Annotated in this window: 22 protein-coding genes and 1 tRNA gene; 11 read left to right on the top strand and 12 right to left on the bottom strand. The window is 46.6% G+C overall.

Going from position 1 to position 25,178, the window contains the following annotated elements:
* Window position 1: 1 nt before the first annotated feature.
* From V1L52_RS00460 to V1L52_RS00450, 3 genes are read right to left on the bottom strand one after another with little or no spacing between them, the layout of a single operon-like run.
* Window positions 2–2,161, bottom strand: coding sequence for a hypothetical protein (locus tag V1L52_RS00460; RefSeq protein ID WP_428770330.1), 2,160 nt, complete (start codon window positions 2,159–2,161; stop codon window positions 2–4).
* Between the two features lie 10 nt (window positions 2,162–2,171).
* Window positions 2,172–3,242, bottom strand: a complete 1,071-nt coding sequence (locus V1L52_RS00455) for a DUF2804 domain-containing protein (RefSeq protein WP_428770329.1) — start codon at window positions 3,240–3,242, stop codon at window positions 2,172–2,174.
* A gap of 1 nt (window position 3,243) precedes the next feature.
* Window positions 3,244–3,627, bottom strand: a complete 384-nt coding sequence (locus V1L52_RS00450; protein WP_428770328.1) for a NusG domain II-containing protein — start codon at window positions 3,625–3,627, stop codon at window positions 3,244–3,246.
* A gap of 410 nt (window positions 3,628–4,037) precedes the next feature.
* Between V1L52_RS00450 and V1L52_RS00445 the strand changes: the two genes are divergently transcribed.
* The 4 genes from V1L52_RS00445 (at window position 4,038) to V1L52_RS00430 (ending at window position 7,178) form a co-directional block, all read left to right on the top strand.
* Entirely contained in the window at window positions 4,038–5,945 is a 1,908-nt protein-coding gene (locus V1L52_RS00445; protein ID WP_428770327.1) for an AMP-dependent synthetase/ligase, read from the top strand.
* A gap of 3 nt (window positions 5,946–5,948) precedes the next feature.
* Window positions 5,949–6,545: a hypothetical protein gene (locus V1L52_RS00440; protein WP_428770326.1), complete on the top strand. Its 597-nt coding sequence runs from the start codon at window positions 5,949–5,951 to the stop codon at window positions 6,543–6,545.
* A gap of 101 nt (window positions 6,546–6,646) precedes the next feature.
* Window positions 6,647–6,883, top strand: coding sequence for a type II toxin-antitoxin system RelB family antitoxin (gene relB / locus V1L52_RS00435; RefSeq protein ID WP_428770325.1), 237 nt, complete (start codon window positions 6,647–6,649; stop codon window positions 6,881–6,883).
* Window positions 6,864–7,178 (top strand): type II toxin-antitoxin system RelE/ParE family toxin, encoded by a 315-nt coding sequence (locus V1L52_RS00430; RefSeq protein ID WP_428770324.1) that lies wholly within the window; start codon window positions 6,864–6,866, stop codon window positions 7,176–7,178. Before relB ends, V1L52_RS00430 begins: the two co-directional genes overlap by 20 nt.
* 15 nt (window positions 7,179–7,193) lie before the next feature.
* Here the strand turns inward: V1L52_RS00430 and V1L52_RS00425 are convergent, their stop codons facing one another.
* Genes V1L52_RS00425 through ptsP form a run of 4 tightly spaced genes read right to left on the bottom strand, consistent with a single transcriptional unit; the run spans window position 7,194 to window position 11,881 of the window.
* Window positions 7,194–8,393, bottom strand: coding sequence for a small ribosomal subunit Rsm22 family protein (locus V1L52_RS00425; protein ID WP_428770323.1), 1,200 nt, complete (start codon window positions 8,391–8,393; stop codon window positions 7,194–7,196).
* Entirely contained in the window at window positions 8,390–8,731 is a 342-nt protein-coding gene (locus V1L52_RS00420) for a MerR family transcriptional regulator (RefSeq protein ID WP_428770322.1), read from the bottom strand. Before V1L52_RS00420 ends, V1L52_RS00425 begins: the two co-directional genes overlap by 4 nt.
* Before the next feature lie 4 nt (window positions 8,732–8,735).
* Window positions 8,736–10,115, bottom strand: coding sequence for a ribosome biogenesis GTPase Der (gene der, locus V1L52_RS00415; RefSeq protein ID WP_428770321.1), 1,380 nt, complete (start codon window positions 10,113–10,115; stop codon window positions 8,736–8,738).
* 29 nt (window positions 10,116–10,144) lie between these two features.
* Window positions 10,145–11,881, bottom strand: coding sequence for a phosphoenolpyruvate--protein phosphotransferase (gene ptsP / locus V1L52_RS00410; RefSeq protein ID WP_428770320.1), 1,737 nt, complete (start codon window positions 11,879–11,881; stop codon window positions 10,145–10,147).
* An 89-nt stretch (window positions 11,882–11,970) separates the two neighbouring features.
* Between ptsP and V1L52_RS00405 the strand changes: the two genes are divergently transcribed.
* Window positions 11,971–12,867, top strand: coding sequence for a GerMN domain-containing protein (locus tag V1L52_RS00405; protein WP_428770319.1), 897 nt, complete (start codon window positions 11,971–11,973; stop codon window positions 12,865–12,867).
* Between the two features lie 30 nt (window positions 12,868–12,897).
* Here V1L52_RS00405 and V1L52_RS00400 read toward each other — a convergent pair whose 3' ends face one another.
* Complete coding sequence (locus tag V1L52_RS00400; RefSeq protein WP_428770318.1) at window positions 12,898–14,016, bottom strand: hypothetical protein; 1,119 nt, start codon at window positions 14,014–14,016, stop codon at window positions 12,898–12,900.
* The gene (locus tag V1L52_RS00395; RefSeq protein ID WP_428770317.1) at window positions 14,013–15,812 is read right to left on the bottom strand and encodes a proline--tRNA ligase; all 1,800 of its coding nucleotides are present in this window, start codon (window positions 15,810–15,812) and stop codon (window positions 14,013–14,015) included. Before V1L52_RS00395 ends, V1L52_RS00400 begins: the two co-directional genes overlap by 4 nt.
* A gap of 32 nt (window positions 15,813–15,844) precedes the next feature.
* Here V1L52_RS00395 and V1L52_RS00390 point away from each other — a divergent pair, with 32 nt between their 5' ends.
* The 3 genes from V1L52_RS00390 to V1L52_RS00380 all read left to right on the top strand — a co-directional run bounded on the left by V1L52_RS00390 (window position 15,845) and on the right by V1L52_RS00380 (window position 18,011).
* Window positions 15,845–16,219 (top strand): BrnA antitoxin family protein, encoded by a 375-nt coding sequence (locus V1L52_RS00390; protein ID WP_428770316.1) that lies wholly within the window; start codon window positions 15,845–15,847, stop codon window positions 16,217–16,219.
* 92 nt (window positions 16,220–16,311) lie between these two features.
* Window positions 16,312–17,058 (top strand): head GIN domain-containing protein, encoded by a 747-nt coding sequence (locus V1L52_RS00385; protein WP_428770315.1) that lies wholly within the window; start codon window positions 16,312–16,314, stop codon window positions 17,056–17,058.
* 587 nt (window positions 17,059–17,645) lie between these two features.
* A complete protein-coding gene (locus tag V1L52_RS00380; RefSeq protein WP_428770314.1) occupies window positions 17,646–18,011 on the top strand; it encodes a hypothetical protein in 366 nt (121 codons plus the stop codon).
* A 66-nt stretch (window positions 18,012–18,077) separates the two neighbouring features.
* On the opposite strand, the gene mnmE is transcribed toward V1L52_RS00380, so the two are convergent.
* From mnmE to V1L52_RS00365, 3 genes are read right to left on the bottom strand one after another with little or no spacing between them, the layout of a single operon-like run.
* Complete coding sequence (mnmE, locus tag V1L52_RS00375) at window positions 18,078–19,448, bottom strand: tRNA uridine-5-carboxymethylaminomethyl(34) synthesis GTPase MnmE (protein WP_428770313.1); 1,371 nt, start codon at window positions 19,446–19,448, stop codon at window positions 18,078–18,080.
* Complete coding sequence (locus tag V1L52_RS00370) at window positions 19,445–20,410, bottom strand: phosphatase PAP2 family protein (RefSeq protein ID WP_428770312.1); 966 nt, start codon at window positions 20,408–20,410, stop codon at window positions 19,445–19,447. The genes mnmE and V1L52_RS00370 overlap by 4 nt, the downstream gene beginning before the upstream one ends.
* A gap of 16 nt (window positions 20,411–20,426) precedes the next feature.
* Window positions 20,427–22,682 carry a putative glycoside hydrolase gene (locus tag V1L52_RS00365; RefSeq protein WP_428770311.1) on the bottom strand — a complete coding sequence of 752 codons (2,256 nt, stop codon included), beginning with the start codon at window positions 22,680–22,682 and terminating at the stop codon, window positions 20,427–20,429.
* Between the two features lie 91 nt (window positions 22,683–22,773).
* On the opposite strand from V1L52_RS00365, the gene V1L52_RS00360 reads away from it, so the two are divergent.
* The 3 genes from V1L52_RS00360 to V1L52_RS00350 all read left to right on the top strand — a co-directional run bounded on the left by V1L52_RS00360 (window position 22,774) and on the right by V1L52_RS00350 (window position 25,143).
* A complete protein-coding gene (locus tag V1L52_RS00360; RefSeq protein WP_428770310.1) occupies window positions 22,774–23,859 on the top strand; it encodes a 6-phosphofructokinase in 1,086 nt (361 codons plus the stop codon).
* A 69-nt stretch (window positions 23,860–23,928) separates the two neighbouring features.
* Window positions 23,929–24,002, top strand: a tRNA-Ile gene (locus tag V1L52_RS00355).
* A 181-nt stretch (window positions 24,003–24,183) separates the two neighbouring features.
* A complete protein-coding gene (locus V1L52_RS00350; protein WP_428770309.1) occupies window positions 24,184–25,143 on the top strand; it encodes a tripartite tricarboxylate transporter substrate-binding protein in 960 nt (319 codons plus the stop codon).
* Window positions 25,144–25,178 lie beyond the last annotated feature (35 nt).

Raw genomic sequence — 25,178 nt, 5'->3', positions numbered from 1 at the left:
CTCAATCTTTTTCCAAAGCCGCAGATTCCCCTTCCAGAGGAGCCGAAAGCCGCGGATCCGGTTCGCCGGCCGCATCAATAGCCGCCGCATTGGCCGTATGCAAAGCGGACAACGATTCCTCCTGTTTTTCGGCTTTTTGTACCGCATGCATAATCCGCAAATTGCGTAAAAAAACATCGCGCTGGTCGCTTCGAAGCTGTACGGATAAGAGCGGCCGCGAACTTCCTTCGGCCGTGCGGTAAGGAATGCTTGCGGCAGTTTTATATGCAAGGCTGTCTTTGTCGTTTATCCACCAATCCAAAACCCGCAGAGCGCAGAGGGTGTATTTCATCAAATTCAAATTGGTGCGCTCCTTCGATTTTCCGCCTCCCAAAAGCAAATTCAGGCGGTATGAAACACTGTTTTCAACATCAAAGTGATAAATCGCGCTGAGGTTAAGAGGCATCGAAACTTCAGCCGCATCGGCCATACGCACCATATCGGAAAAAAGCTGTACCAAGCCGCGAATTCTTTCGGGCAAGGGAGTATAACCGGTATCGATACGCGGCCTTTCAATAAAAGCAATTTCAAAGGTTAAATGGGGATGAAAATAATATTTTTCCTGCCACAGCCAGTTTGATATTTCCCGTCTTCCGTAACGGGAAGTATGAAAATCGTTTTGGGTATATGCCTGATTCACACATTCCTTTAAATTCGGCACCATGATTTTATCGAAAATCACTTCGCGGTACTGGGTCCAGCCGGCAAAAACCTTTTGCAAATTATCATGCTCAAAGGGATTGTTACCCACATCCGCCCGGCCCATCGGAATATGACGGCAGCCCTGAAAAAAATCTTCAACTATGCGCAGCAAAACGATTGTAACATGCAGGGGATTTTGGGGAGCCAAAAAGTTAAAACCTTCAGGAAAAGAATACAGGGGCTGAAAATAAGGATACATATCCGGGTTTTCGGCTAAAGAGGTAAAACCCGCCTCCGGAAAGAGTTTTTCCAAAACGCCCAAACTTTGCAAAATAAGATTTTGTCTTGCCGGAGCGTCGGCCTTGGCTTTTTCCTCAGCCTCTTTTTCTTCGGCAGCCTTTTCTTCGGCCGTTTTTTCTTCTTTTTTTTCGGAATCCTCTTTTTCACCCTTGTCCTTTTTCGGCAAAATAATATCGTATTTCGTTATTTCCAAAAACGGCATAATATCGGAAATACGCTTGCTGAAAAAGTCCGGATATACGTCATATTCGGGCGTACACATCCGCATAAGCAAAGGATACAGCCCCTTGATAACCTGCCCGAAAATATAGAGCCATTCGGCGGCGGCTTGACGCGCATTGTTTAAATTACGCATATTTTGATTTTTATCCGCACGAGCTTCGGTTGTCCATCCGTACAGGGTTTTTATCAAACGGGTCATTTGCATTTCGCCCAAAAAATACAACTTTATAAGGGGCCGGTACAGTTCCCTGATAAAAGGAACCGTATCCTCAATCATAACCCATGAGGTCTTTTTTTTAAGCTGTGCCAATTCCGTTTTTACCGGCAGCGTATCCCAGGTATTGATAATTTTTAATGCACGGAAAGAAAAATCTTCTTCCGCATTGATTTTATTTCGGTAGCTTGCCGGAACCGCGGCAATAAGAGCCTGCACAGCCTCGGTAAAAAAGTCTATGTGTTTAATATGGGCGGTTAGGGTATTTTTTATAAAAGATTCCGACACCCGTTCCGGACCGCCTCTTCCGAACGAAAAAAGCATTGCAAAAAAGCCGGGCGCGGGCCGTATATTGTATTCGGAAGAAATCATCAGTTTATCGAACAATTGGCGCTGACGGGCGGTAAGGACGGGAAGACGGTATTTTTTTCCGGGCAGGCCCGACTGTACCGCACCTGAAAAGATACTTCCGCCCGATATACCGTCGGAATCAAAAGAAGCGGCGGGAGATTTTGTTCTTGAAACCCTGCCTGCCTTTTTTGAAGAAGGAAGTTTCCGAACCGACCGAACTTTTTTTAAGGTTTCGTCGGTAATTACCTCGGGTTTTTCCACACCGATTTCACCGCCCAAGCGCTTTATCATAAAGGCGGCTTCTTCCTGTTCAAGCTGTCCGAGGTTTTGTCGGGTTTTTTGTAATTCACCGGGCTCATATTTTGCCTGCGGCTTTTTCGAATTCATTTCCATACCGTTTCTATTATAACCGTAAATACTGTTTTTTTACGACAGCGCAGACATTTTTCAACAAAAAAGTCTCGCCCTCCGTATCCCTTACAAATCCTTCACAGGTCCCGTAAATTGTATGATACTCCGTTCTCAAAATCAAGGCGCTTTCTCTGCGAATCGTATCCGAAAGGGGAGAAAATGAAAGGTCGACCATATTCTCCGTATCCTGAATAACCCACAGGCCGGCGAGACCGTAGGGATGAGTAACCGTTACCGGCGGCAAAGGACTCGCTTTTCCGTCTACAAAGAGAATATTTTCGTTATATAAATCGGAATCCACCGGATCCTGATTCGATGTATACAGGTTAAAGCGGACCGCCTTCCCCTCCGATTCTCCCAAAACCGTAATTGCATAGCAAAAAGTTCTCAACTTATAGTAGGAACGGCGGACAGTGAAAAATCCCAAGGCTTCTACAGGTTCAGCCGCCGGCTTGTCTTCTTTTTCGAAAAAATGCCCCGAAAGGGAACCGCGTAAAAGAGGCGCACAGTGGTGGACCGCCGAGCAGCGGCGCATAAGGGGAGCGGGAATAACCGAGGTATGAAAACCGCAGCCTTCATCATTCAGATTTCCCGAAAATTCAAAAAAAGTATGGGGCCGGGTACGGTCTCCTTTTAAGCGGCATAATACGGAAAATTTTCCCGTATCATAATTCCAGCGTATAATAAAAATTCTTTTTTTACGCAGCGATTTACAAACGCCGCTTTTTATTTTAAAAGGAACAAGGCGTTTTCTGAAAATAATAAAAGAACGAAAGGAGATTTTTCGTCCGCTTGCTTTTTCCCACAGAGTAAACTCGGCAAAACCGAATAAATGCGCATCCGTAATACCGATACGGCCTGCGTATTCATCTGAGGCAAAGCTGAAATACAGATTGGTACGTATCCTTGAATCGGTGATAAAGCGCGGAAGCGGCATCAAACTGAAAGGCTGTTTAAGCTTCCGGATATCAAAATCCGAGGGAAGAGTATTAAAGTCCCCGAAAACGGGTTTTCCCGCGCGGACAACCGCACGGGGTGCATTTCGGATCTCTCTCGTATACATTCTAAAAGCCGACGGCATCAAAGCTTGAATCGGAATCGCCGGCGCCCTCCACATGAATAAAAATTTGGTTCGGCAAGCACGCCGCCCAATCACCGTTGCGGCTCAGCGGAAAGCTTTGTACGCATACACGGTTATCGCAGGGAGAATCAAGAAAGAGGGCTTGTCCGTTTTTTATACGTATGCGGCTTATTCCCAAGTCTCCCTTTACTTCAATCTCTCTGTCTTCATCCAAGGGATACACCCACTCTCTTTTTCCGTCGCTGACAATAAGGCGGGCCTTGCCTTCTTTATGCTGAAGGGCGTATATAAGAGAAAAAGCGGCCGCCGCAAAAAAAACCGCGATGATAACATAATCAATCGGCTTCAGCCTTTTTTTCCTCTGCATTTCCGCCTCTTTATATACTGCTGCTTTTGGAGTTTTTTGCTTGACAGCGCAAACAACCCGTGTTATCATTTAAATAAGCTTACAAATGAGCTTATAAACTCTCTCCGATGTCCGGATTCGGACAAAAGGTTTCCCTATTATCGTTGATAATACGGAAACCTTTTTTTATTACCCTATTTTATCATTTTCCGTACGCTAAGTCAAATCTTTTCGCCTCCAAAGACCCGAAGTCCCGTTCGCTCAACTTTTCCGCATTCAAATTATATAAAAGTCATATGACTGCATTCCGAGAACCCGTTTTCAGCGGTTGACGGAAACCCGGCTTGATTTTTTTACACATTTATTGTATAGTATCTTTATAAAGTCAAAATGACAAACTTTGATATTTTGTATTTCCGGGGAGGAAAACAATGACGCAAACCGTTCCCAAAATGCTTCAAGAGGCCGCAGCCAAGTGGCCTAAGATTCCCGCTCAGTATTTTAAAAATGAAAAAGGAGCCTTTTCTTCCTTTACCTATGAAGAACTGTTTCAAAAGGCGCTCGATTTCGGAGCCGGGCTTTTATCGCTGGGAATTAAACGGGAAGAAAATGTCGGCTTGATTTCCGATAACCGCTTTGAATGGCTGCAAGCCTGTATGGGCATTATGGCCATAGGCGCTGCGGACGTGCCGCGCGGCTGTGATGCCGTCGAAAAAGACCTTGCCTATATTTTATCCTTTGCCGAATGCAAAACAACCGTCGCCGAAAATCCCGTACAAGTGCGTAAAATCATCGGATTAAAAACGTCTTTGCCCGATTTAAAGCGCATTATCTGTTTTGATGACATAGCCGACGACTTAAAAAAAGAATGCAAAAAAGCAAAGGTCGATATTCTCGGGTTTAGCGACCTTATGGCTTCGGGTAAGGCATACCGCGAAAAACATCCCGGAAAGGTTGAACAGGAACTTGACAAGGGAACGGGAGAAAGTACAGCCTGTATTATCTTTACATCCGGAACAACCGGAGAACCGAAGGGCGTTATGATTCGCCACCGAAACTTTATCGCCCAATTGGATGAACTTCCCGAACGCATCAATTTAACACCGGGAGAACGCGCCCTTTGTGTGCTTCCCGTATGGCATTCTTTTGAAAGAAGCTGCGAATACGTTATCCTTATTCAAGGCGGTGCGATTTGTTATTCAAAGCCGATAGGCAGCATTATGCTTGCGGACTTCCAAGCCCTTAATCCGCAAATTATTCCGGCGGTTCCGCGCGTTTTTGAAGCCATATATGAAGGAATTAACCGCGCCATGCGTAAAACCGGCGGCATCGTGTTTGTTTTGTACAGCTTTTTTACGGCGGTTGCGGTTTTGCATTCGCGCATCGACAGGGTTTTGTTTAATACAACCGCGCGCTTTAAAAAAACATGTCCCGTTCCGAAATGGATTTTTTTAACCCTGCCCTGGCTTTTACTGTATCCGCTTAAACTGCTCGGAGGAGCCATTATATTCAAAAAAATACGTGCCAAACTGGGCAATGCATTTCGCGGCGGAGTTTCCGGCGGAGGTGCCCTGCCTCCCGTTGTGGACAACTTTTTTGCCGCTGTCGGCGTAAAACTTGTTGAAGGCTACGGATTAACCGAAACCGCTCCCGTCGTATCGGTGCGCCCCTTTTACCGTCCCGTTTTCGGAACCGTCGGTTCTCCCATCCGCGGAGTGGAAGTGCGCATAGTCGGCGAAGACGGCAGCGTTTTGCCGCCCGGCGAAAAGGGAGTCGTGCATGTGCGCGGCGGCATCGTTATGAAGGGCTATTATAAAAAGCCCGATTTAACCGCAAGGGTTATAGATAAAGACGGCTGGTTTAACACCGGCGATTTGGGAATGCTTACGGTAGACGGAGAACTGGTACTGCGCGGCCGTATAAAAGACACGATTGTTTTACGCGGCGGCGAAAACGTCGAGCCGCTCCCGATTGAAATGCGTATAAACGAATCGCGCTTTGTTGCCCAATCAGTTGTTGTCGGCCAGGACGAAAAATACCTTGCAGCTCTGATTGTTCCCTCCGAAGAAGAAGTAAAAGCTTTTGCCGCCGAAAAGGGCATCCTTTACGACAGCTACGAAAAATTACTGAAAGAAAGCGAAGTGCAAAAGCTTTTTGAAACCGAAATATCTTCTTTAGTCAATGCAAAAAGCGGCTTCCGCCTGTTTGAACGCATAAACGCATTCCGCCTTTTACCCAAAGCTTTCCAAGTCGGCGTTGAATTGTCGGCAAAACAGGAAATTATGCGCTACAAAATTCCCGAACTCTACGCAAAAGAAATGCAAAGCCTGTTCAGGTAGAGGATGGGCGGTTTTTTTAAGTCAAAAAAATATTGGCTCTTTTATTTTTTAGTACAGTTGCCTCTTGCTGTTTTTATGCTTGTGGGGATTGATGTATGCCACAGTTGTCGTCCTGAAGAAAAGCCTCCCGTGTATATAGAACCGCAGCCGGGTGTATATGAATTATGCAATTTTAATGAAGGAACACCGGTCGGTCAAATCATTATAACAGAGCCGGGTAGTGATAATTTTTGTTTTCGCTGTTCCGTTTTAGGGAGAGATATGACGGTATTCGATATCGTAAAAGAAAAAGATGTTTCTTTTAATTCATTTGTGTGTGAAGATATAGAATTTGAACAAGCTGAAATTAAGGATGAGAAAATTTGGTATGGGCGTTTTAATGATTCCTATATTGTAATAGCACAGATAGCGAATAATAAGATTCGTAGTCTGCCCCAAAATATAAATATTCGCAAAAATACCGGTTATGTTTTAGCCGTTCTCAATAGAGATCTCTTTCTTTATGTAAAAAAAGGGAAAACAAGCTTCAATATATCCAATCTTCTTTTAATACGAAGGTATGAAAGTAGATATACAGGCTTGTTTGAGCAGAAAAAATAATCTTCACTCCTTAACCGGACATAGATGTACATAAGCTTGACAGATTTGTATAACAATGTTATACGTTTAAAAAAGAAATCGCTGTTTTGGAAGGAGGCTATATGCTGGCAGTCAGATTGGAATCATCAAGCGGATTGGAAGCCCGATTGGACAGAATTGCATCTATTTCAAAACACTCAAAATCCTATTTGGTAAGAACACTTCTTGAAGAAAATATTGAAGATATGGAACTGTATTATCTGGGGGAAGCCGCATACAAAGAATGGGTGGAAGACGGGCAAAAAACCTATTCAATAAGTGAAGCAAGGAAGATGATCGATGCGGATCGAATTGAGTAAGCGGGCGATAAAAGATATTGCAAAATGTGAAAAAGCCGTTCAAAACGCGGTCTTCAAATACCTTGAAAAGCTTGAAACCTGTTCAATGACCGAAATATATGCTCACGGGGCAAAAGATTTAAAGGGTAATCTGAAAGGTTTAATAAGATTTAAGGATGCATCTTTTCCCGATCACCTCCTTGTCGGAACGAAAAGAGACAATCAAATAGTTATAATGCTTTGTTGTGAACCCCGAAATACGGTTTACAAAAACAAAGACAAGCTTGCAAAACACATACGAAAAGGCGGATCATAAGTATCCGTCTCCCGCTCACACATTGACTATCTTTGCGCCGCTTTTGCGGTCGACCGGCAGTGCTTGAATGTCCTGCGCGCTTAAATCCGCATACAGTAAGTCTCCCGACAAAGCATCTTTTATTCGATGACCGGTTACGAGGGTAAGCCCCCAGTGAGCGCATGCGTAACGGCCGGTTTTGCCGTGGGGGAGGACTATCGGGTCGGAACAGATACGTATGTGCTGCCGGCTTGCGCCCTGAGCGGATTTTCCGGCAGTCTTTCCGCCGGCCGGTTTTGATGAGCTTTGGTGCGCAGGACTTGAGGACGCAAAAACAAAACTTAAAGCCGCCCTGTCTTTGGGAAGCCCCGCCTTTTCCGAAAGGGCTTGCAGATTTTTCGGGGCGCTTTCCGTGTCCAATATAAAATGGCACCATTTACCGCCCTTTTTCCCTTCCATCGGGCAGGCGCCTTCGTGCGGACAGGGAGCATGTATGTGCATACCGCTTCGGATTAAGGCCGAACGCAGTAAACTTACAAAGCGTGCGGCGCGGGGAATTCCCGGTTCTACGACAAAGACCGCTTTCTGCGGTACCGTATACGATAAAAGCAGGGCGGCGTACTTTTTTGCTTCTTTTTCCAAAGGGTTGTGCGTATCCCAATACAGCTCATTAAACATATTCGCACAGCTTACAAAGGACACTTTGTTTTTTATGCGGGTTCCCATTTCGCCCTTTACACGTACAATGCGCCATGCAGGTTCGCCTTCTTCGGTTTGAAGGCGGGCGGCACAGGATAAAAAAAAGTTTTCGCCTAAGGCAAGGGCGTTTTGGCTTGTGTCCATACAATACCAGTTGAGCTTTTTTCCGCGCAGTTCCGGCCGCGCAAGATAGAGGGCAATCGGCACCGTAAGCGGGCCCGAACCTATATCGAGGCAGTAATCGTCGTCTTTTAAAAAATCAAAAGCAGTTGTATCCATACCCGCAAAAAGAGAAGTAAGGCGGAAAAGATTCCACCGCATAAAATAGCGCGTATATGCGGAAAGCATTACCGCATTGTTCATATAGCCCGCTTTAAGGCTTGAGCGTTCGGCGGTAAGCAAAGCCGAAAGCCTTTGTATGTCGCGCGGCAAAAAAGCAAGCTGTTTCGAGTTCAAAGGCTTTATATCCTGAATGAGCGAATCGAAGCGCTCGGCAATCAAACGCTCTTTTTCGGGTAATGCCGCAAATAGATTCATTCTTCCGTCTCCGTGCCGACATTGCGAACCAAACGGTACAAATCCAAAAGTTCGCTTTTTATACGGTTTAATTCCGCCGTAAGACTTTTTCCGCAAGCGCTTCCTGCTGCGGCCGCTTCGGCAATAAGGGCTTCACGCGCTCCTTCAATCGTGTATTTTTTTTCCTGAATAAGATATTTTAAGCGTAAAAAGGTCTGTACATCGCGGTTTGAATACAGCCTGCGCCCGCCCATATCTTTTTGCGGGGCAAGGGAGGGAATCGATTCTTCCCAATAACGCAGGGTATGGGCTTTTACGGAGGTGATTTTTTCAACTTCGCCTATCGAAAAACCTTTCACGCCCTTATCTGTCCTCCCATCTTTTACGGCTTGCCTGCATCTCTATTGTAATCGGAATTTTGCTAAAACCCAAGTCTTCACGCATTTTATTTTTCAAATAGGCAATATAAGATTGGGGAACCGAATCGGGCTTGGTTGCAAAAAGCAAAAACACAACGGGGTTTGTCTTTGTTTGCACCGCATAGCGGATATGAAAGCGGGCACTGCGCGACGCCGGCGGCGGATAAGCCGCAATCCAGTCTTTTAAAGCGGTATTTAAAGGCCCCGTATCGATTTTTCGATTCAACTGATTGTATAATTCCACAACCGTGTTTAAAAGCGGCTTAATGCCCGTATTTTCCTTTGCCGAAATTTCAAGAATCGGAGCATAGGCCATGTGCCCGAACATAATGCGGATGTTTTCTTCGGCTTTACGCGCCGTTTTTTTATCCTGAGCCTGCGTATCCCACTTATTGAGCACAAAAATCAGGGCGCGGCCGCGGTCGTGGGCAAGTTTTATCACCTTTTTATCCTGGTCGGTTAAACCCTCGGCGGCATCCATAAGATAAAGCACCACGTCGGCGCGCTCAAGGGTTTTTATGGCGCGGTTTACCGAATAATATTCCACATTTTCTTTTACTTTTGATTTGCGCCTTATGCCTGCGGTATCGAGCACTAAAAAATCCTTCCCTTTATAGCGGAACGAGCCTTCCACAACATCGCGCGTCGTTCCCGCATAATCGCTGACAATGGAAAGCTCGCTTCCCGTTAAAAGGTTGCACAGGGTGGATTTTCCCGTGTTCGGCTTTCCCATAATCGCAAGCTTTATAGGCTCTTTTTCTTCGGCTTTTTCAAGGGCGGAAAAATCAAGCTTTGAAAAAATCAAATCTATAAGTTCGGGTATGCGGTCGCCGTGTTCGGCCGAAATACAAATCAATTCTTTAAAGCCGAAGCGGTGAAAATTCAACGCTTCGCTTTCCAAACGCCCGCCTTCGGTTTTATTAACCGCTGCGACAATACGGTCCCAATAAGGGCGCAGCAGACCGATAAATTCTTCATCTTCGGGCGTAATTTCACCTGCATCAAGAAGGAGCACAATAAGGTCGGCTTTTTTGAGGGCATCAACGGTCTTTTGCACAACCAAGTCGTCAAGCACCGCTTCCATACTGCCGAGGGTGCGGGTCAGTTTAAAACCGCCGGTATCCATAAAGCGAACGGGCTTGTCTTTGATAAAAACCGTTTCTTCCACAGGGTCGCGGGTAACGCCGGGGGTCGGGTCGGTAATAACGCGCCGTTTGCGCAAAAGGCGGTTAAAGAGGGTGGATTTACCGACATTCGGGCGGCCGGCTATAACGACAAGGGGCTGATTGCGGTACGCACGTCCCTGTGCGGTGTTTGTTTCCATGCAGTGTTCTCCGTTATGCGGCTTTGCTTCTATTGAGCACCGTTTAAATGAGTGCCGCTTAAAAACGCATTCAATTTTTCCTGTAAGGAATGCGCATCCATCGGCGATTCGGTCCAGTCCTTAAGCGCCTCTATCTGCTCCGCCGTAAAATGCGAAAGGCATTCTTTTAGCGAAGCGATTTTTTTAGGTGAGACACTGAATGAATTGATTCCCGCCGACATTAAAACAAGCATACGCGCCTTATCCGCAGCCATTTCGCCGCATACGGAAAGAGGAATCTCCTCTTTTTGTGCGGCCTTTGCCGTTTGCACAATAAGGCGCCTTATGGCAGGGTGCAGTTCGTTAAAGAGGCCTGCGGTTTGGGCGTTTTCGCGGTCTACGCACAGGCCGTATTGGGTAAGGTCGTTTGAGCCGATTGAAAAAAAGGCCGCTTCCTTTGCCAATTCGTCGGCCATAATTGCGGCGGCCGGCGTTTCTATCATAATGCCGACAGGAACGTCCTCTTTAAAGGGAATATGTTCGGCTTTGAGTTCGGCTTTTACTTCTTCAATCAGGGCCTTTGCCTCGCGTACCTGTTCGATATCGGTAATAAGGGGCAGCATGATTTTTAAAGAACCGTAAACGCTTGCGCGAAAAAGGGCGCGAAACTGGGTTTTAAATATATCCGGCATTTTAAGGCACAGGCGGATTGCCCTGCAGCCGAGAAGGGGATTTTTTTCTTCTTCAAACGAAACGCCGGGAATATCGACGATTTTATCGCCTCCCGCATCGAGTGTTCGGATAACCACCGGCTTGTCTTTCATAATTTCGAGGACGCTGCGGTATTCTTCAAATTGGCGCTCTTCGCTTATAAGGCCCGACTGCATAAAAAGGAATTCCGTGCGGAACAAACCGATACCGTCCGCTCCTTCTTCAAGGGCTAATCGTGCTTCCTCGGCGGAACCTATGTTTGCGTAGATTTTTACGGCAATGCCGTCCTTTGTTCGGGCAGCCTTAGCCGAAAAAGCGGCGAGTTTTTCGCGTTCCGCAGCTTCTCCCGCAATTTTTTTATCGTACTCCGCCGAAGTTTTTTCGTCGGGATTTACAAAAATCATGCCGTTTGAGCCGTCAACAATCAGGACGTCTTCGGTACGGATAAGGCTTTCTATGTCGTGAATGCCGAACACAAGGGGAATGCCGTAGGTGCGCGCCAAAATAGCCAAATGACTGTTTGCCGCTCCCTTGTCTAAAATAACCGCCGTCAATTTTCTTTTGGATAAAAAAACGGCATCCGAGGGGCTTAAAAAACGGGCGGCAAGAATCGCTCCTTCGGGAACGGATTCGCAGGAAACCTGAACGTCGCCCATAAGGTTATCGATAACCTTACCGTACACGTCCAAAATATCTTCGGCGCGCTCAATAAGATAGCTGTCGCCCGAGGAACGCAGCATATCGGCATATTCTTTTGCCTTGTTTTCGACAATCCACTCTGCGCACACGGACTGCTCGGCGTGTTCTTTTTTAAGCTGACCCAAAAAATCGGGGTCGGAAAGCATAAGTACATAGGTTTGAAAGATGGCGGCTTGGCGGCTGTTTGTTTGGTCGATGAGGGATTGAAAATATTCGAGGGTTTTTTGCCGGGCTTTTTCAAAGCGCTCCCAATCGGATGCAGCAGTACCCGGCTCAAGGGGGATTTTCTCTATACTTTTGCGTGTATAAACGGGGAGGACGAAGGCTTTTCCTTTTGCGATGCCTCCCGAAGCCGAAATCCCCTGAAACGTATTCATCAGTAAAATATAACAGGCATTGAAGGGACTGTCAAATGGTCGTTGTACCGCTCTGTACAAAAATATATGCTTCCACTATACTCACAGATATGAAAGAGTCTTCGGGCAAAAAATATACGGGTATTCAGGCGGCCGTTTGGATTGCCGCGTTTTTAGGACTATTGATTGCCTTTTTAATAAAGCAGGACGACATTATGTCGGTCTTAAAAGAAACGGCCTTTTTTGAACACGTATTCGGCAAAGAGCCCGAATTTATAAGCCGCTTTGAGCCGCCCGAAAAAGAAAAAGACACGGATACCGAACAGGAAGAAGTTATTATATTGGGAAAAAAATCCGGTTCGGTAAAAAAAGGCGGCTCGTCTGCCGAACAAACCGAATCGAAGCCCGATGAAACGGCCCTTCCAAAGACCGAAACAAAACCTGCCGAAACCTCTCCGTTGCCGAAAGCTCGGGAAGAAACGGTCAGCACGCCTCAAGCAGGAGCGGAAGATTCCGTAAAACCGAAAGAGCAAAAGCAAAGCGAAAAAAGCGTTCCCGAAACAAAGCCGGCCCCTGCCGCTGCAAAAATGAATCAATATCTGTGCTTTATTGTCATAAACGGCGACGGCATTGTCGAGCGTAAAGAAGTAAACCGGGCCGTTCCCAAAACGAACACCCCGCTCACGGCGGCCCTTACCGCCCTTCTTGAAGGCCCCGGCATTCCCGAACTTGAAAAGGGTTATATTTCCCTTATTCCGCAGGGAACACGGCTTTTGTCGGCAAGCGTACAAAATAAAACGGCTTTTATCAATTTCAGTCAGGAATTCGCTTTTAATAAATACGGTGTGGACGGCTATTTGGGCCAGCTTATGCAGGTTGTCTACACGGCTACCGCCTTCGGAACAATAGAAAACGTACAGTTTTTAATTGAAGGGCAAAAAAACGAATACCTGGGCGGCGAAGGCGTGTGGATAGGCACCCCGCTTGCCCGGTATAATTTTAAATAAGCGCCGTTTAGCCGGCTGAAAGCCGGTTTTCTATAAATTTTTTGCGGTTTCTACGATTTTGTGAATAAAATAGGCGCTGTGTGCATTGTAATAATCGATACTTGAAGAAAAGCTTGTTACCGCGCATTGGTCGGCTTCCGTTTGTTTTACGGTTTTGATATTTACGTAAAATCGGCGGGTTTGACTGTCATATGATCTGTTTACGAGGATAAACAATCCTTCGGATTCGGCTATGCTTTGCCGTTCGGCCTCCGTATAAGTTCCCTCCGAAGCGAAAAAAAGATTTCGTGCCAAAAGATGAATCAGCGTATATGTTTTGTCTTTAAAAAAATCGGCGGGACTTTTTACAAAATCGGTATACATAAGGGCATCACTTCCCCAAAAACCGAGGTTATCGGCTAAGGCTTTATATTCGCCGTCCATTTGTTCGGTTTCAGCGGTTGAAGGCGGGGTGTTTTTACCTTTTATTTTTGCGGAAATCGTATCGGCTGCCGACAGGGTGAATGCCTGTTCTTTTTTGTCTTGCGGAAATCCCTTAAAATTAAAAAAGGATTTATCCTCGGCGCTTACAAGCTGTCCGGCAGTAACGGCGGTAAAAAGCGTTTTTTTATTCCGTGTACGAATTTCGCGTATGTTAAACAGCGGTATAAGATAATCGTATACGATAAGCGTTTCGCCGCCGAAAATACGGATTTCGGCGTTTTGTTCCGCCTTATTCGGAATGGCCGACTTTCCGGCAAGTTTTTCGGGGGCGATTTTTTTTCTGTGGGCGCTGAACTCGTAAAATAAATCGTGCAGATAATTTACCGTCGGAGTATCTTCGGGCTGTAAAACCTGTTCGATTTTTTCGCCGGTCATGTTTACATAGTCTTTTTCGGTATCGAGGGTAAAAAAAAGCGTTATTTCTTTAGAACCGCTTTGGGCTTCGGGAGCGTAATAGCGCATAGCATAATTACCCTCGTCGTACTGCAAAAAGCCGACGTATACGGGCTGTGTAAAGGTCGAATCGCGGTAATAAACATATTGACCGGATTCGGTGGGCAAAAAATCCTTAACGCCGGGAAGGGCATAGAGGGAAGAAAGGCAAAGTGCGGTACACAGCGTAAAAACCGCTGCAAAAAGCCTCTGTTTTATCGGTCTACGTTTCATAAGCGGATGCCCGAACAATCGTTCAATTCCGCAAGCGCCGATTTAACGGTTTCGCACGCTTTTTCTGCGGCTTCTTCGGGGCTTAAAAGGACGGTTTCTCCCGTATCGCGCCGTTTAAATTCAACCTTAGGCAGATTTTTACTTCCGATAACAATCTGTAAGGGAATGCCCAACAAATCCATATCTTTAAACTTTACGCCGGGACGTTCGTTTCTGTCGTCCAAAAGTACTTCCAAGCCCGCATTTTGCAGTTTTTCGTACAAAAGGTCGGCCGTTTTTTTCATTTCGCCGTCGTACTGCACGGGAACAAGGGCAATGTGATAGGGCGCGGCTGTCATGGGCCACACGATACCGTTATCGTCGTGATGTTCTTCGATAATCGAAGCAAGGGCGCGGTCGATACCGATACCGTAACAGCCCATAAGAGGGAACTGCTGTTTGCCGGTTTCGTCCAAATAGACGGCATTCATCGATACACTGTATTTATCGCCGAGCTTAAAAATATGACCGAGTTCGTTGCCCTTTTTGCTGTAAAGTTTTGCCTTACAGGCGGGACAGAGGTCTCCCGCGACGACGGTACGCACATCGAGCTGCATAAAGGGTTTAAAATCGCGGCCGGGCTCTACATGGCATAAGTGAATGTCGGTTTTTAAGCCGCCGGTAACCGCATCGTGCATAAGCATAACGCTGTCGTCGGCGATAACGGGAACGGTATTAAGGCCGACCGGGCCTGCAAAGCCTACGGGAGCTTGGGTAATGCGTTCCACATCGCCGTTTGCGGCAAGTTCGACGCTTCCGGCTTTTAAGGCGGCGGCAAGTTTTGCTTCGTTTACGTCCAAATCGCCGCGTATACAAACGGCAACAAAAAAGCTTTTACCCTTTTGGTTTCCCGGAGCTTTGGACATATCGAGTTCGGCATTGTCCGCCCGATAAATGAGGGTTTTTATAAAGTGTTCGCTCCCCGTTTTTAAAAAGGCCGTTAATTCTTCTATGGTTTTAACGTTAGGCGTTTCGGTTTCGACTACGTTTTTTTCCGTTGCCGTGCGGGGCGTTCCGTCTTTATTGCACACCGGGTCGGGCGTACACGAAGCTTTTTCGGTGTTTGCCGCATAGCCGCAGGAAGGGCATAAAATCAGCGTATCGTCGCCGACTTCGCTTTCGACCATAAATTCTTCAGAGCCGGTTCCGCCCATCGCGCCCGAATCGGCTCGCACGGGAATAACGGTTAAGCCCAGCCGCTTAAAAATGCGCCGGTAGGCTACGGCAAAATCGTTGTATACATCGTCAAGGCTTTTTTGGTCGGCGTGGAAGGAATACGCGTCTTTCATCGTAAATTCGCGGCCGCGCATAACGCCGTAGCGGGGGCGGATTTCGTCGCGGTATTTTGTATTGATTTGATAAAGCACTAAGGGAAGCTGTTTATATGAAGAAAGCTCGTCTTTTACAATTGCGGTAAAAGCTTCTTCAGCGGTGGGACTTACCACCAATTCCTGATCCAAGCGGTTTTTGGCCCGCAGCAAGCCCGCTCCCATCGTATCCCAGCGGCCCGACATACGCCATAATTCACCCGGCACGATAACGGAAGGCTTACATTCAAGTCCGCCTATGCGGTTCATTTCTTCCCGTACAATCTGTTCGACTTTGCGGAAACAGCGCAGTCCTACGGGAAGATAGGCAAACAAGCCGTTGCCCAATTTGCGTATTAAACCCGCACGGAGCATAAGCCGATGGCTTACAATAACCGCTTCCGACGGAACCTCTCTGAGGGTTGAAATCATGGTTTGTGACGTTTTCATAACGGACCTATTATAAGGAAAACAAGGTATTTATGGAAGGGGAAAAAAGCTTGCTTGACTTATGTACATATGTGATATACTATAAAAATGTCGAGAAGAAAATGCAAAGAGAATACAAGGTTATTGATTTTCCCCCGCTGACAGACGAACAACGGGCGACGCTTGAAAAACTGGATAAAATGCCCGATACCGAAATAGACTTTTCGGATATACCTCCGAGCGCACCGAACACGAACGGCGGGTTTTATTATTTTAACTCTTTAAAAATGCCGAAGACCGATATACATACAAAAATTGATAATGATAATCTTGAATGGCTCAAAAAAGCCGGAAAAGGTTATCAATCAAGACTGAATAACGTAATACGCTGGGCAAGACTCAATAATTGCCCTATCTCTCAAATGTAAAATTCAGAGTTTTTGCTGAGAATGCAAGAGCTTTTCATAACAATTACCGCCCCATGTTATGTAATGGTGTATAGATCAGGAGGACAGCAGATATGAAAAAACCGTCATATATAAAAAAAAGCGCATTTTTTGCCTGCGCCGTCATGTGTATACTGTTTACAGCGGTTACGGCAGGCTGTATGTCGCCGCCTCTTGTAAGGGGTAACGGCCGCATTCAAACAAAAACTTTTTCGCTAAAAGATTTTACCTCCGTATCTTTGGGCGGTAAATGGGAAGCGGAAATCCGTCAGGGCGAAAAGTTCAACGTTGAAATCGATATTGACGACAATTTATTCGATTATCTTGACGTCTATGTGTCGGATAAAACCTTACATATAGAAACGGAAAGGGGTATCAATATCCGCAGTACCCGAAGCAGGGTTACCGTTACAATGCCCTCTTTAACGGCCTTCAGAGGGTCGGGTTCGGTACGCACGGATATCCGCGGCTTTAATGACATTACCCGCGATGTATCCGTACATGTTTCCGGGTCGGGAACGGTAAATGCGGATATTTCGGTAAAAAGTTTAACCGTAAAAGCATCGGGTTCGAGCAGCTTTACGTTGAAGGGAAAAACGGAAGATTTTTCCGCATCGATTTCCGGCTCGGGTAAAATAAGGGCCTTCGATTTTAAAGCGGATAATGTCGATATGCATATTTCCGGTTCGGGTTCTGCCCAAGTCCATGCGGAAAAAACGCTGAATGCACGGATAAGCGGCAGCGGTTCGCTTACTTATACGGGAACGCCGCGTTTGGATGTAAATACTTCAGGCAGTGCAAAGGTAGTATCGGCACACTAAAAAAGTTTTCGGGAAAAATTTATATTAAAAACTCAAATTCGGCCCGACCTCCTCTTGCACATATATATAATTCAGGTATATTATATAAAAATAAGGCAGCTATGTTTTTACTTGCAGTTTTGTAACGGAGGGAATGTATGAGCAAATCTCTTTACGAAGAAGCTTTAGTTTTTTCATACGGTGCCGGTAGAACACTTGACAAAGAGACGAAAGTGCCGATAATTACTCAGCACTCAGCACTCAGCACTCAGCACTCAGCACTCAGCACTCAGCACTCAGCACTCCTATAATTATATCCTGCGGATAGCCGCAAACACTTTATATACCATAATCACTAACAGTATTTTTTCTCATTTTGAACATACAAGGTCTACGTATATCTTGTACTTATTTTTATTTTTCCCAACAAGCTTTATAAAAAGCGTACCCGGAAGCGTTGTTCTTTGTGTGTACGTTTTTATAAAAAGAGTGCAGCACAGTGTCAGTGCGATTCGTCCGAAACGGGACGGATGCGAAACCGCCGGCACCGTACAGTCTGTAAAAAAATAATGTGCAATGAAAAAGTCATTGCAAAAAGGAGTTTTATTATGAAACACAAGATGGAAATGTCGGTGATCGCCTTATTGCTGACGGTACTCGCTATAGTATTGGTATTAACAGGTTGTCCGAATGCGGCAGGCGGAAAAAAAGAAAAAGGCGGCGGTGCGGCGTTAAGCCTTACGGGGACAGTATGGCAGGCAAATATCGCCTATAATCCCATGATCTTAACTTTTACTTCTGAGAACAGCGGAACATATGGCTTTTCCGGAGGAAGCGGAACATTCAGCTGTACGGCCGATACCATCACTCTTACCGGAACAATGACCGGTTCATATAATTACACGATTAGCGGAAATACTTTAACCATAAAACGATTATATTTGAATACTGATATTTCGTTTACCAAGCAGTAAGCTCGGTACAAGTCCTTTGGAGTTGTCTAAAAGTGCGGTTTCTTTCGGGCAGCTCCGAGCAAGTCCTTATTTTCCGACGCAAAAGCGCGAAAAGATGTTTTCCAGTATATCGTCGGGGCTGATTTCGCCGGTGATTTCGCCTAAAAACGCGAGGGCATCTTCCATATCCTGAACGGCGGCATCGGGGGAAAGTCCCAAGTCCGGCACGGAAATAGCGTGATTTAAGGATTCCAAGGCTTCGTCGGCCGCTTGCTTTTGCCGAAAAGAGCCGAAACCCGCCTGAGCGCGTTCGGTATGGGTTCCCGCAAACAAAAGTTTTTTTACCGCCTCGGTTAAGGCTTCTATCCCCTGACCGCTTTTTGCGCTCACGCGCACTTGTACCGTATCTTTAAAAAGGCCGTCTTTTACCTCGGCTTTGTCAATCTTATTCCGGACGATAACGAGGGGTTTTCCGCTCCGTTTTAATGTTTCGACCGTGCGTTCGTCTTCCGCATTTGCACCCTCGCTTGCATCGATAAGGTATAAAATCAAATCGGCTTCCGAAGATAAATCCATCGTACGCTCGACGCCCGCCTGTTCTACGATGTCTTCGGTTTCGCGTAAGCCCGCCGTATCGAAGAGGCGGACGGGAATACCGCCGAAAGAAAGCCAGCTTTCAAGCCAGTCGCGGGTGGTGCCGTGAATATCCGAAACAATAGCCCTCTCTTCTTTTAAAAGGGCGTTAAACAAGCTCGATTTTCCCGCGTTTGTCCTCCCGCACAGTACCATGCGTACCCCGTCCCGGTACAGTTTTTCGCATTCCCACGACGAAATAAGAGATACAAGTTTATCCCGCACCTCGGTTAACGAAGAGGGATTAAAGGCGCCTGCTACGGCATTTTCGTCTTCGGGGTATTCAATGTCGGCTTCCAAGCCCGAAAGCGCAAAAAGAACGCCGTTTTTTATGCTCTCCAGTTCTTCGTATAAAGAACCGGCAAGCCTGCCGCAAGCCCGGCTTCGGGAAGCTTCCGTCTTTGAATCGATGATTTCTTTTACAGCTTCGGCGCGCGTTAAATCGGTTTTTCCGTTTATAAAGGCCCTGAAGGTAAATTCTCCGGCTTCGGCGCCGCGAAATCCCTTTTGCAAAAGCAGACGGTATACGGCAAGGACGGGAGAACTTCCGCCGTGGCAAAAAATTTCGACCATGTCTTCACCGGTAAAGCTTTTAGGCGCGCGGTATACACCGAGCATCACTTCGTCGATTTTTTCACTTCCGTTTTGAATCCAGCCGTACACAAGACTGTTTCCTTCGGCTTGTAAAAGAGCTTTCGGGCGCGAAAAAACACGGCTTACCAGCTCTATGCAGTCCGCGCCTGATGTACGTATAACCGCAAGGGCAGAAGGCCCCAAGGCGGTGGCAATGGCTGCAATCACTTCGTTCGGAGCATAACGCTTCATGCCTTACACTCCGATGAAGGCCGGGCACATTTTAAGAGTATGCACAGTTTGGGAATAATAAAGCCGGCTAAAAAGGCGAGAAGGAGATAGCGCACAAAGCGAAATAATTGATAATATTCGCTTCCTTTTCCCGGAAAAACGGCTTTTAAACCGATGCCGAGAGGGAAAAAGAGGGCAGCCGCTATACAGAGCCGCAGGATTTTTTGCATTACCGTTCCCCGCGAAGCGCAAAAGCCGCCCGTTTGCTTCAAAAAAATATAGGCCAAGCCGAAGCCGAAAAAGGCGGCATTCATTGAGGTGTCCGCAGGAGAAAAAGCGTTTAAGGCGGCGCATATAAGAGCCGGAATCAAAATCTTAAAACCGCGCGGCAGGGTACGTATAAAGGATTCAATGCGGAAATCGAATAAAATAAGGCCGCATGAAATTAAAAATCCCAAAATCCAGCCGAGCAATACATCCGAAGGATAGTGAACTCCCAAATAAACGCGCGAAAAGCCGATTAAAAGGGGAAGACCGACGGCGCATAAAAGCTTTAGGGCGCGCCGCCGTTTGTTTTTTTCCGTGTTTGTACTGCCCGCAGTATCGGCGTTTTTTCCCCTGCGGGCAAAAAGATATACAAGATAGGGCCAAAAAGCCGCCGATGATTGAGAATGACCTGACGGTGTTGAATATCCGTGAACCGAATCCAAGCCGACCGAAGCATCTCTTATATACGGGCGCGGAACTTTCAGGATGTTTTTTAAGCCCGTATTGACGGAAGCGGCAAAAAAAACGCTCATCGCCAGCTTCATACCGCGCTTTTCATCGACACATAAAAAGATAAACGGTAAAAAAAGCGTATATGCTTTCGGGTCGGATAAAAAACTGACCGCTTTCATAAAAAACGTTAAGGGTTCGGATTTTACGGTTTGTACGGTTCTTATAATCTGTAAACCCAGTTCATAAATCTCTTGAGAAAACATTAACCCCTCCTGATTCCTATAAAAAGTCCGCTAAAACGGGTTTTCGCAAGGTTTTATCGCGTTCCGCCATTTCCCAGGGGTAAGCGATTCCGTTTTGTGCATCTCCGATATCGGGACTTAAATCGGTATAGCGCCCCGAATTATTCCAATACATATAACCGCTGTCGGCCGCATCCCGCACGCCGAAAATTTGACGCAACACATAGTCTTTATCGTAAAAACGCCTGTCAAAGGATACATTCAAATAAAAAGCCTGCACCCAGGGGCGTACCAGTACTTGAGAACGCGCTATAACCGTATTCCGGTAAGTTCCGTAAAAATACACACGGTAGGGGCGCTCGACAATCGGGGTGTAAGCCAAAAAATCCTGCTCAAAGTGGCTCGGATAAAACATAGGACAAATAACATCCACATAGCGGGCCATCAATTCCGCATCCTGACCGGTACGGGTTCCGCTTCGGTACCATCCGTTTGCCCCGTAAATATCGATTGCTATGGGCGCATCTATGTTTTTGCGCGCATAAGACAAAAACGAAATAAGGGCGCTTTCCATATCCATCCCCTGATCCTTCCAGCGGTAACGGGTGTCGCGGATATTTTTTCCGTCCGTCGGAAAACGTATGTAATCGAATTGAATTTCGTCAAACCCTCGCCGTATCAATTCTTTTGCAACAGCCGTGTTGTATTCCCACACCTTTTCCGAATAGGGGTCTACCCAATATTCATCGTAAAAAACCGTTTTTGTACTCTCCGCCTCGCCGTTTTCCGCAGGGATTTTTTCATAGTCCCGAATGCCGATCCAGGGTGTATTATTTTTACCGTCCCACACCGCATAGGCTCCGTTATTTTGCCTGTACAGATTTCGGTCTTTAAAAACGACAATACGTGCAATAAGATAGATGTTTTTATCTTTAAATGTTTTTATAAAAGCGTCTATATCCAAGGCATAGGCGCTTTCACGTCCCATTTCCCGAACAAGGGGATCGGTCGAACGGTAACGCAAAAGACCGTAATCGTCTTTCATATCTATTACAAGGCTGTTCAACTTATTCGCTTCAATAACGGCGGAAAATTTATTGATTCCCGCTTGATGCAGTACCTGACCGGCGGGAACGTAAAGACTTTTTTTATCTTTAATTTTATCCCGGTACGCGGATTGAATCTTTCCCGGCCGCGTAAGCCACAGCTCGCTCAACGTAAGAGGAACCCCCAAGCCCGTCATCCAGGACGGAAAGCGCGCACACAAAGGGGTTTCGCGCATATCGGCCAAAATCTTGACGATTTTATCCGTACCTCCGTTTTTAGGAACAAAGGAGCGCAGTGCAGGATCAAAGACCCGTATGCCGTCCGTACTCATAAACACAAGGTTTTTTCCGGCGGCACTTAATCCGTCCCATGTATCGGCAGCCTCCGCTCCCCGAGCAACCGGAACTCCCGCCTTATTTTCCCAATCCAAACGGTACAGCCGCGGTAAAAAGGTTTGCGAAAAATAAACCTCTTCTTTGAAGCTTCCGACCCCGTCAAACACCGGTAAAACGCTTATATCGGCGATTTCATCCGTATACGGAAGCGTCGGAAGCTTTTCAATACCGTTTATTATATCCGTCCATTTTGCGGAAGGACGGTCGGGCTGTATATATGCAAGGCCGTATAAGGCGTGCGAAAGCAAAACGGTTAACTCTTTTTTTGTCCCTTCCGGTGTTTTTTCTTCAAGCATAACCGCCGCAACGGCCTTTCCTCCGCTCGTTTTGGAACTGAAGCCCAAAGAGCGCCAGCTGAGCCCCGCATTTTTGCTTATAAACACTTCGTTTTTTGTAAGCGTAACCAAAACATTTCCGTCCGAGGCAAGCATTTCCAAATCCTTTAAGGGACGGACTTCCCGCACAAAGGTTTTTTGCATGCCGTCGAATTCTTTGATCGTATTTACGGGCAGCCCTTCATTTCTCAGTTGAAAACTTTTCAAATCGGGACTGAATAAAATCCCCTTCGACGTTAAAAAAAACCAGCCGTTTGCATACAGGATTTTATCAACCGAGCCTTCCGTCCACAAAGGTATAACCGCAAGAGATGAAACCGCAAACAAACCCCGTGAAGTACCGATAAGGCTTTCACTGTAAGCGGGATTTTTTTGATAACCGGACTGCCCCTGTATTTGGGGGACTGACGGTATAAACGACGGGGAAGATTGAACTTGAGCAAACAGCTGCACGGGGAGAATCAGGTAAAAACACAAAAGCAAAGTGCCGAACAGGCGCATTGAACTTCGATACATATATTTTTTATTTTAGCATAAAATACGGTTGCGGGAAAGGGGGTTGACTGTTATACTGAAAAAACCTGAGGGAGAGGCGGACAAAGAATATATGAAAAAATCGGCGGTTAAAACATTCGGCATTTTAACATCGGGAGGGGATGCGCCCGGCTTAAATGCGGCTATCCGCGGCGTTGCACGTACCGCAATCGATAAATACGGTATGAAGGTAATCGGCATTCAGGACGGCTACCGCGGTCTTATGCAGGGCCGGTGCAGGGAATTAAAACCCGAAGATTTTTCCGGTATTTTAACACGCGGAGGCACCATTTTGGGTACATCCCGCGAAAAACCCTTTAAAAACCCCGTTAAAGACCCCGAAACGGGAAGGACGGCCGTGGAAAGCATTAAATACCATTATAAAAAATGGGACTTGGACGCCCTTGTGGTTATCGGCGGTAACGGTACGAATTCCACCGGCGCCCTCTTGCAGGAAGAAGGGCTGAACGTTATAGGCCTTCCTAAAACAATAGACAACGATTTGGCCGGCACCGACATTACATTCGGCTTTGATACCGCGGTAACCGTTGCAACCGAAGCCATAGACCGCTTACACACAACCGCCCACAGTCACAACCGTATTATGATTATTGAAGTGATGGGACACAAGGCGGGCTGGCTCGGCCTCTATGCAGGGGTCGCAGGAGGAGGAGACGTTATCCTTATTCCCGAAATTCCCTACAAAATAGAAAGCATAGCAAAACACTTGCAAAAACGTAAAGATGCGGGCAAAGCGTTTTCCATCGTCGTTGTCGCAGAAGGAGCCCTTTCGGAAAGCGAAGTCGACATGGATAAAAAAACGTTTAAGCAAAGCCGTAAAGCCATGCCTCATTCCATCGCCTACCGTGTAGCCCATGAGCTTGAAGCGGCCACGGGATTGGAATCGCGCGTAACCGTTTTGGGCTATTTACAGCGCGGCGGCACCCCCTCTCCCTATGACAGAATTTTGGGAACCCAGTTCGGCGTTGAAGCCGCCCATATGCTTGCCCGCGGAGAGTTCGGCGCAATGGTTGCCTTTGTAAAGGGAGCGCTGACTTCCGTGCCGCTCAAATCCGTCGCGGGCAAAACAAAAAAGGTACCGATGGACGACAGCGTCCTCCTCTGCGGCCGGGCGGCCGGTACCTGTTTCGGCGTATAAGCCGGTGCTTGACGGGCACCTTTATTTTATGTTACACTGCTTCTTACCTGATAACGGTACATACCGTGCGGGCCCATAGCTCAGTTGGTCAGAGCTGCGGACTCATAATCCGTAGGTCCCTGGTTCAAGTCCAGGTGGGCCCAAAAAGTTCAAAGAGTTTTTTTCAAATAAAACGCCTCCCTACAACCAGACAACTTTTTTAAAATTCCTTTAAAACATACAAGTTTTTGCCGTAAAACGGAAAATTTGTCTTGCCAATTTGCATAAGCCGACCTATACTTTTTCTATACTTTATATTTTGTCGATAGGCGACAAGGAGGCTTTATGAAAAAGTTTATGGCGGCGGCACTTGTACTTTTACTTGCGGTACAGGTAATTTTTGCCGGAGGATCAAAAGAAGCAAATGCGGCGGATTGGCCCAAAAAAGAAATCACGGTTATTTGTCCGTGGGCGGTAGGCGGTGTTGCGGACCTGGTAAACCGCAAAATGGCAACATACGGCGAAAAGTATCTCGGCGTTCCCGTTCTTGCCACCAATGAATTGGGCGCAGGGGGCAACGTTGCGTTAACCAACTATCTGAAAAACGAACCCAACTCCTACAACCTGATTTTCGGCGGAGAGGGCGGATTTTCAATTGCACCGAACGTAGAAGGCGCTCAAGCCATTCAGTTTAAATATGACGATTATGAACCCGTTATCAGCCTGTATTCGGCTATCTTTGTTATGACCGCCGACAGCAAACTCGGTATCAAAAACCTCGACGATTTAAAAGCCTACGGTAAGGGAAAAAATCTGAAAATCGCCGTAAACGGCATAGCCGGAGCCGAAGCCTTTTTGGCAAAGTCCTTAATCAAAGAACTCGGCATACAGATGACCCTGGTAAGCTACAACGGTGCAAATCTTGCCCTCGATGCGGCCGCAAAGGGAGAAACCCAATTTGCCATCAGCCATCAGTCCCAGGCACGCGGTTCCGTTGAAGCAAAAAAATTAACCGCAATCTGCGGTTTTAACAAGAGCGGCATCCATAACGACGTATACGACGTACAGGGTGTAGGAGATTACGGCATAAAAGCCTACTATCCCAATACCTGCTGTCTGTTGGCCCGCAAGGGAACCGACCCCAAAATTATTGCAAAAATACGCGAAGCCTATCTTAAGATTTTGGAAGAACCTGAAGTTAAAGACCTGTACAAAACGCTTATGATTACCGCAGATCCGATGGACAAAGCGGCATATGACAAGCATATTGAATCCGTAAAAAACATTGTCTTAACAAACAGATAACAAAAATCCGGCGGGGATATTCTCCGCCGGAGCAT

Source organism: Treponema sp. HNW, from assembly GCF_050320395.1.
GTDB lineage: Bacteria > Spirochaetota > Spirochaetia > Treponematales > Treponemataceae > Treponema_C.
The sequence above is the reverse complement of the archived record's forward strand: the minus strand, read 5'-3'. Positions and strand labels throughout refer to the sequence as shown.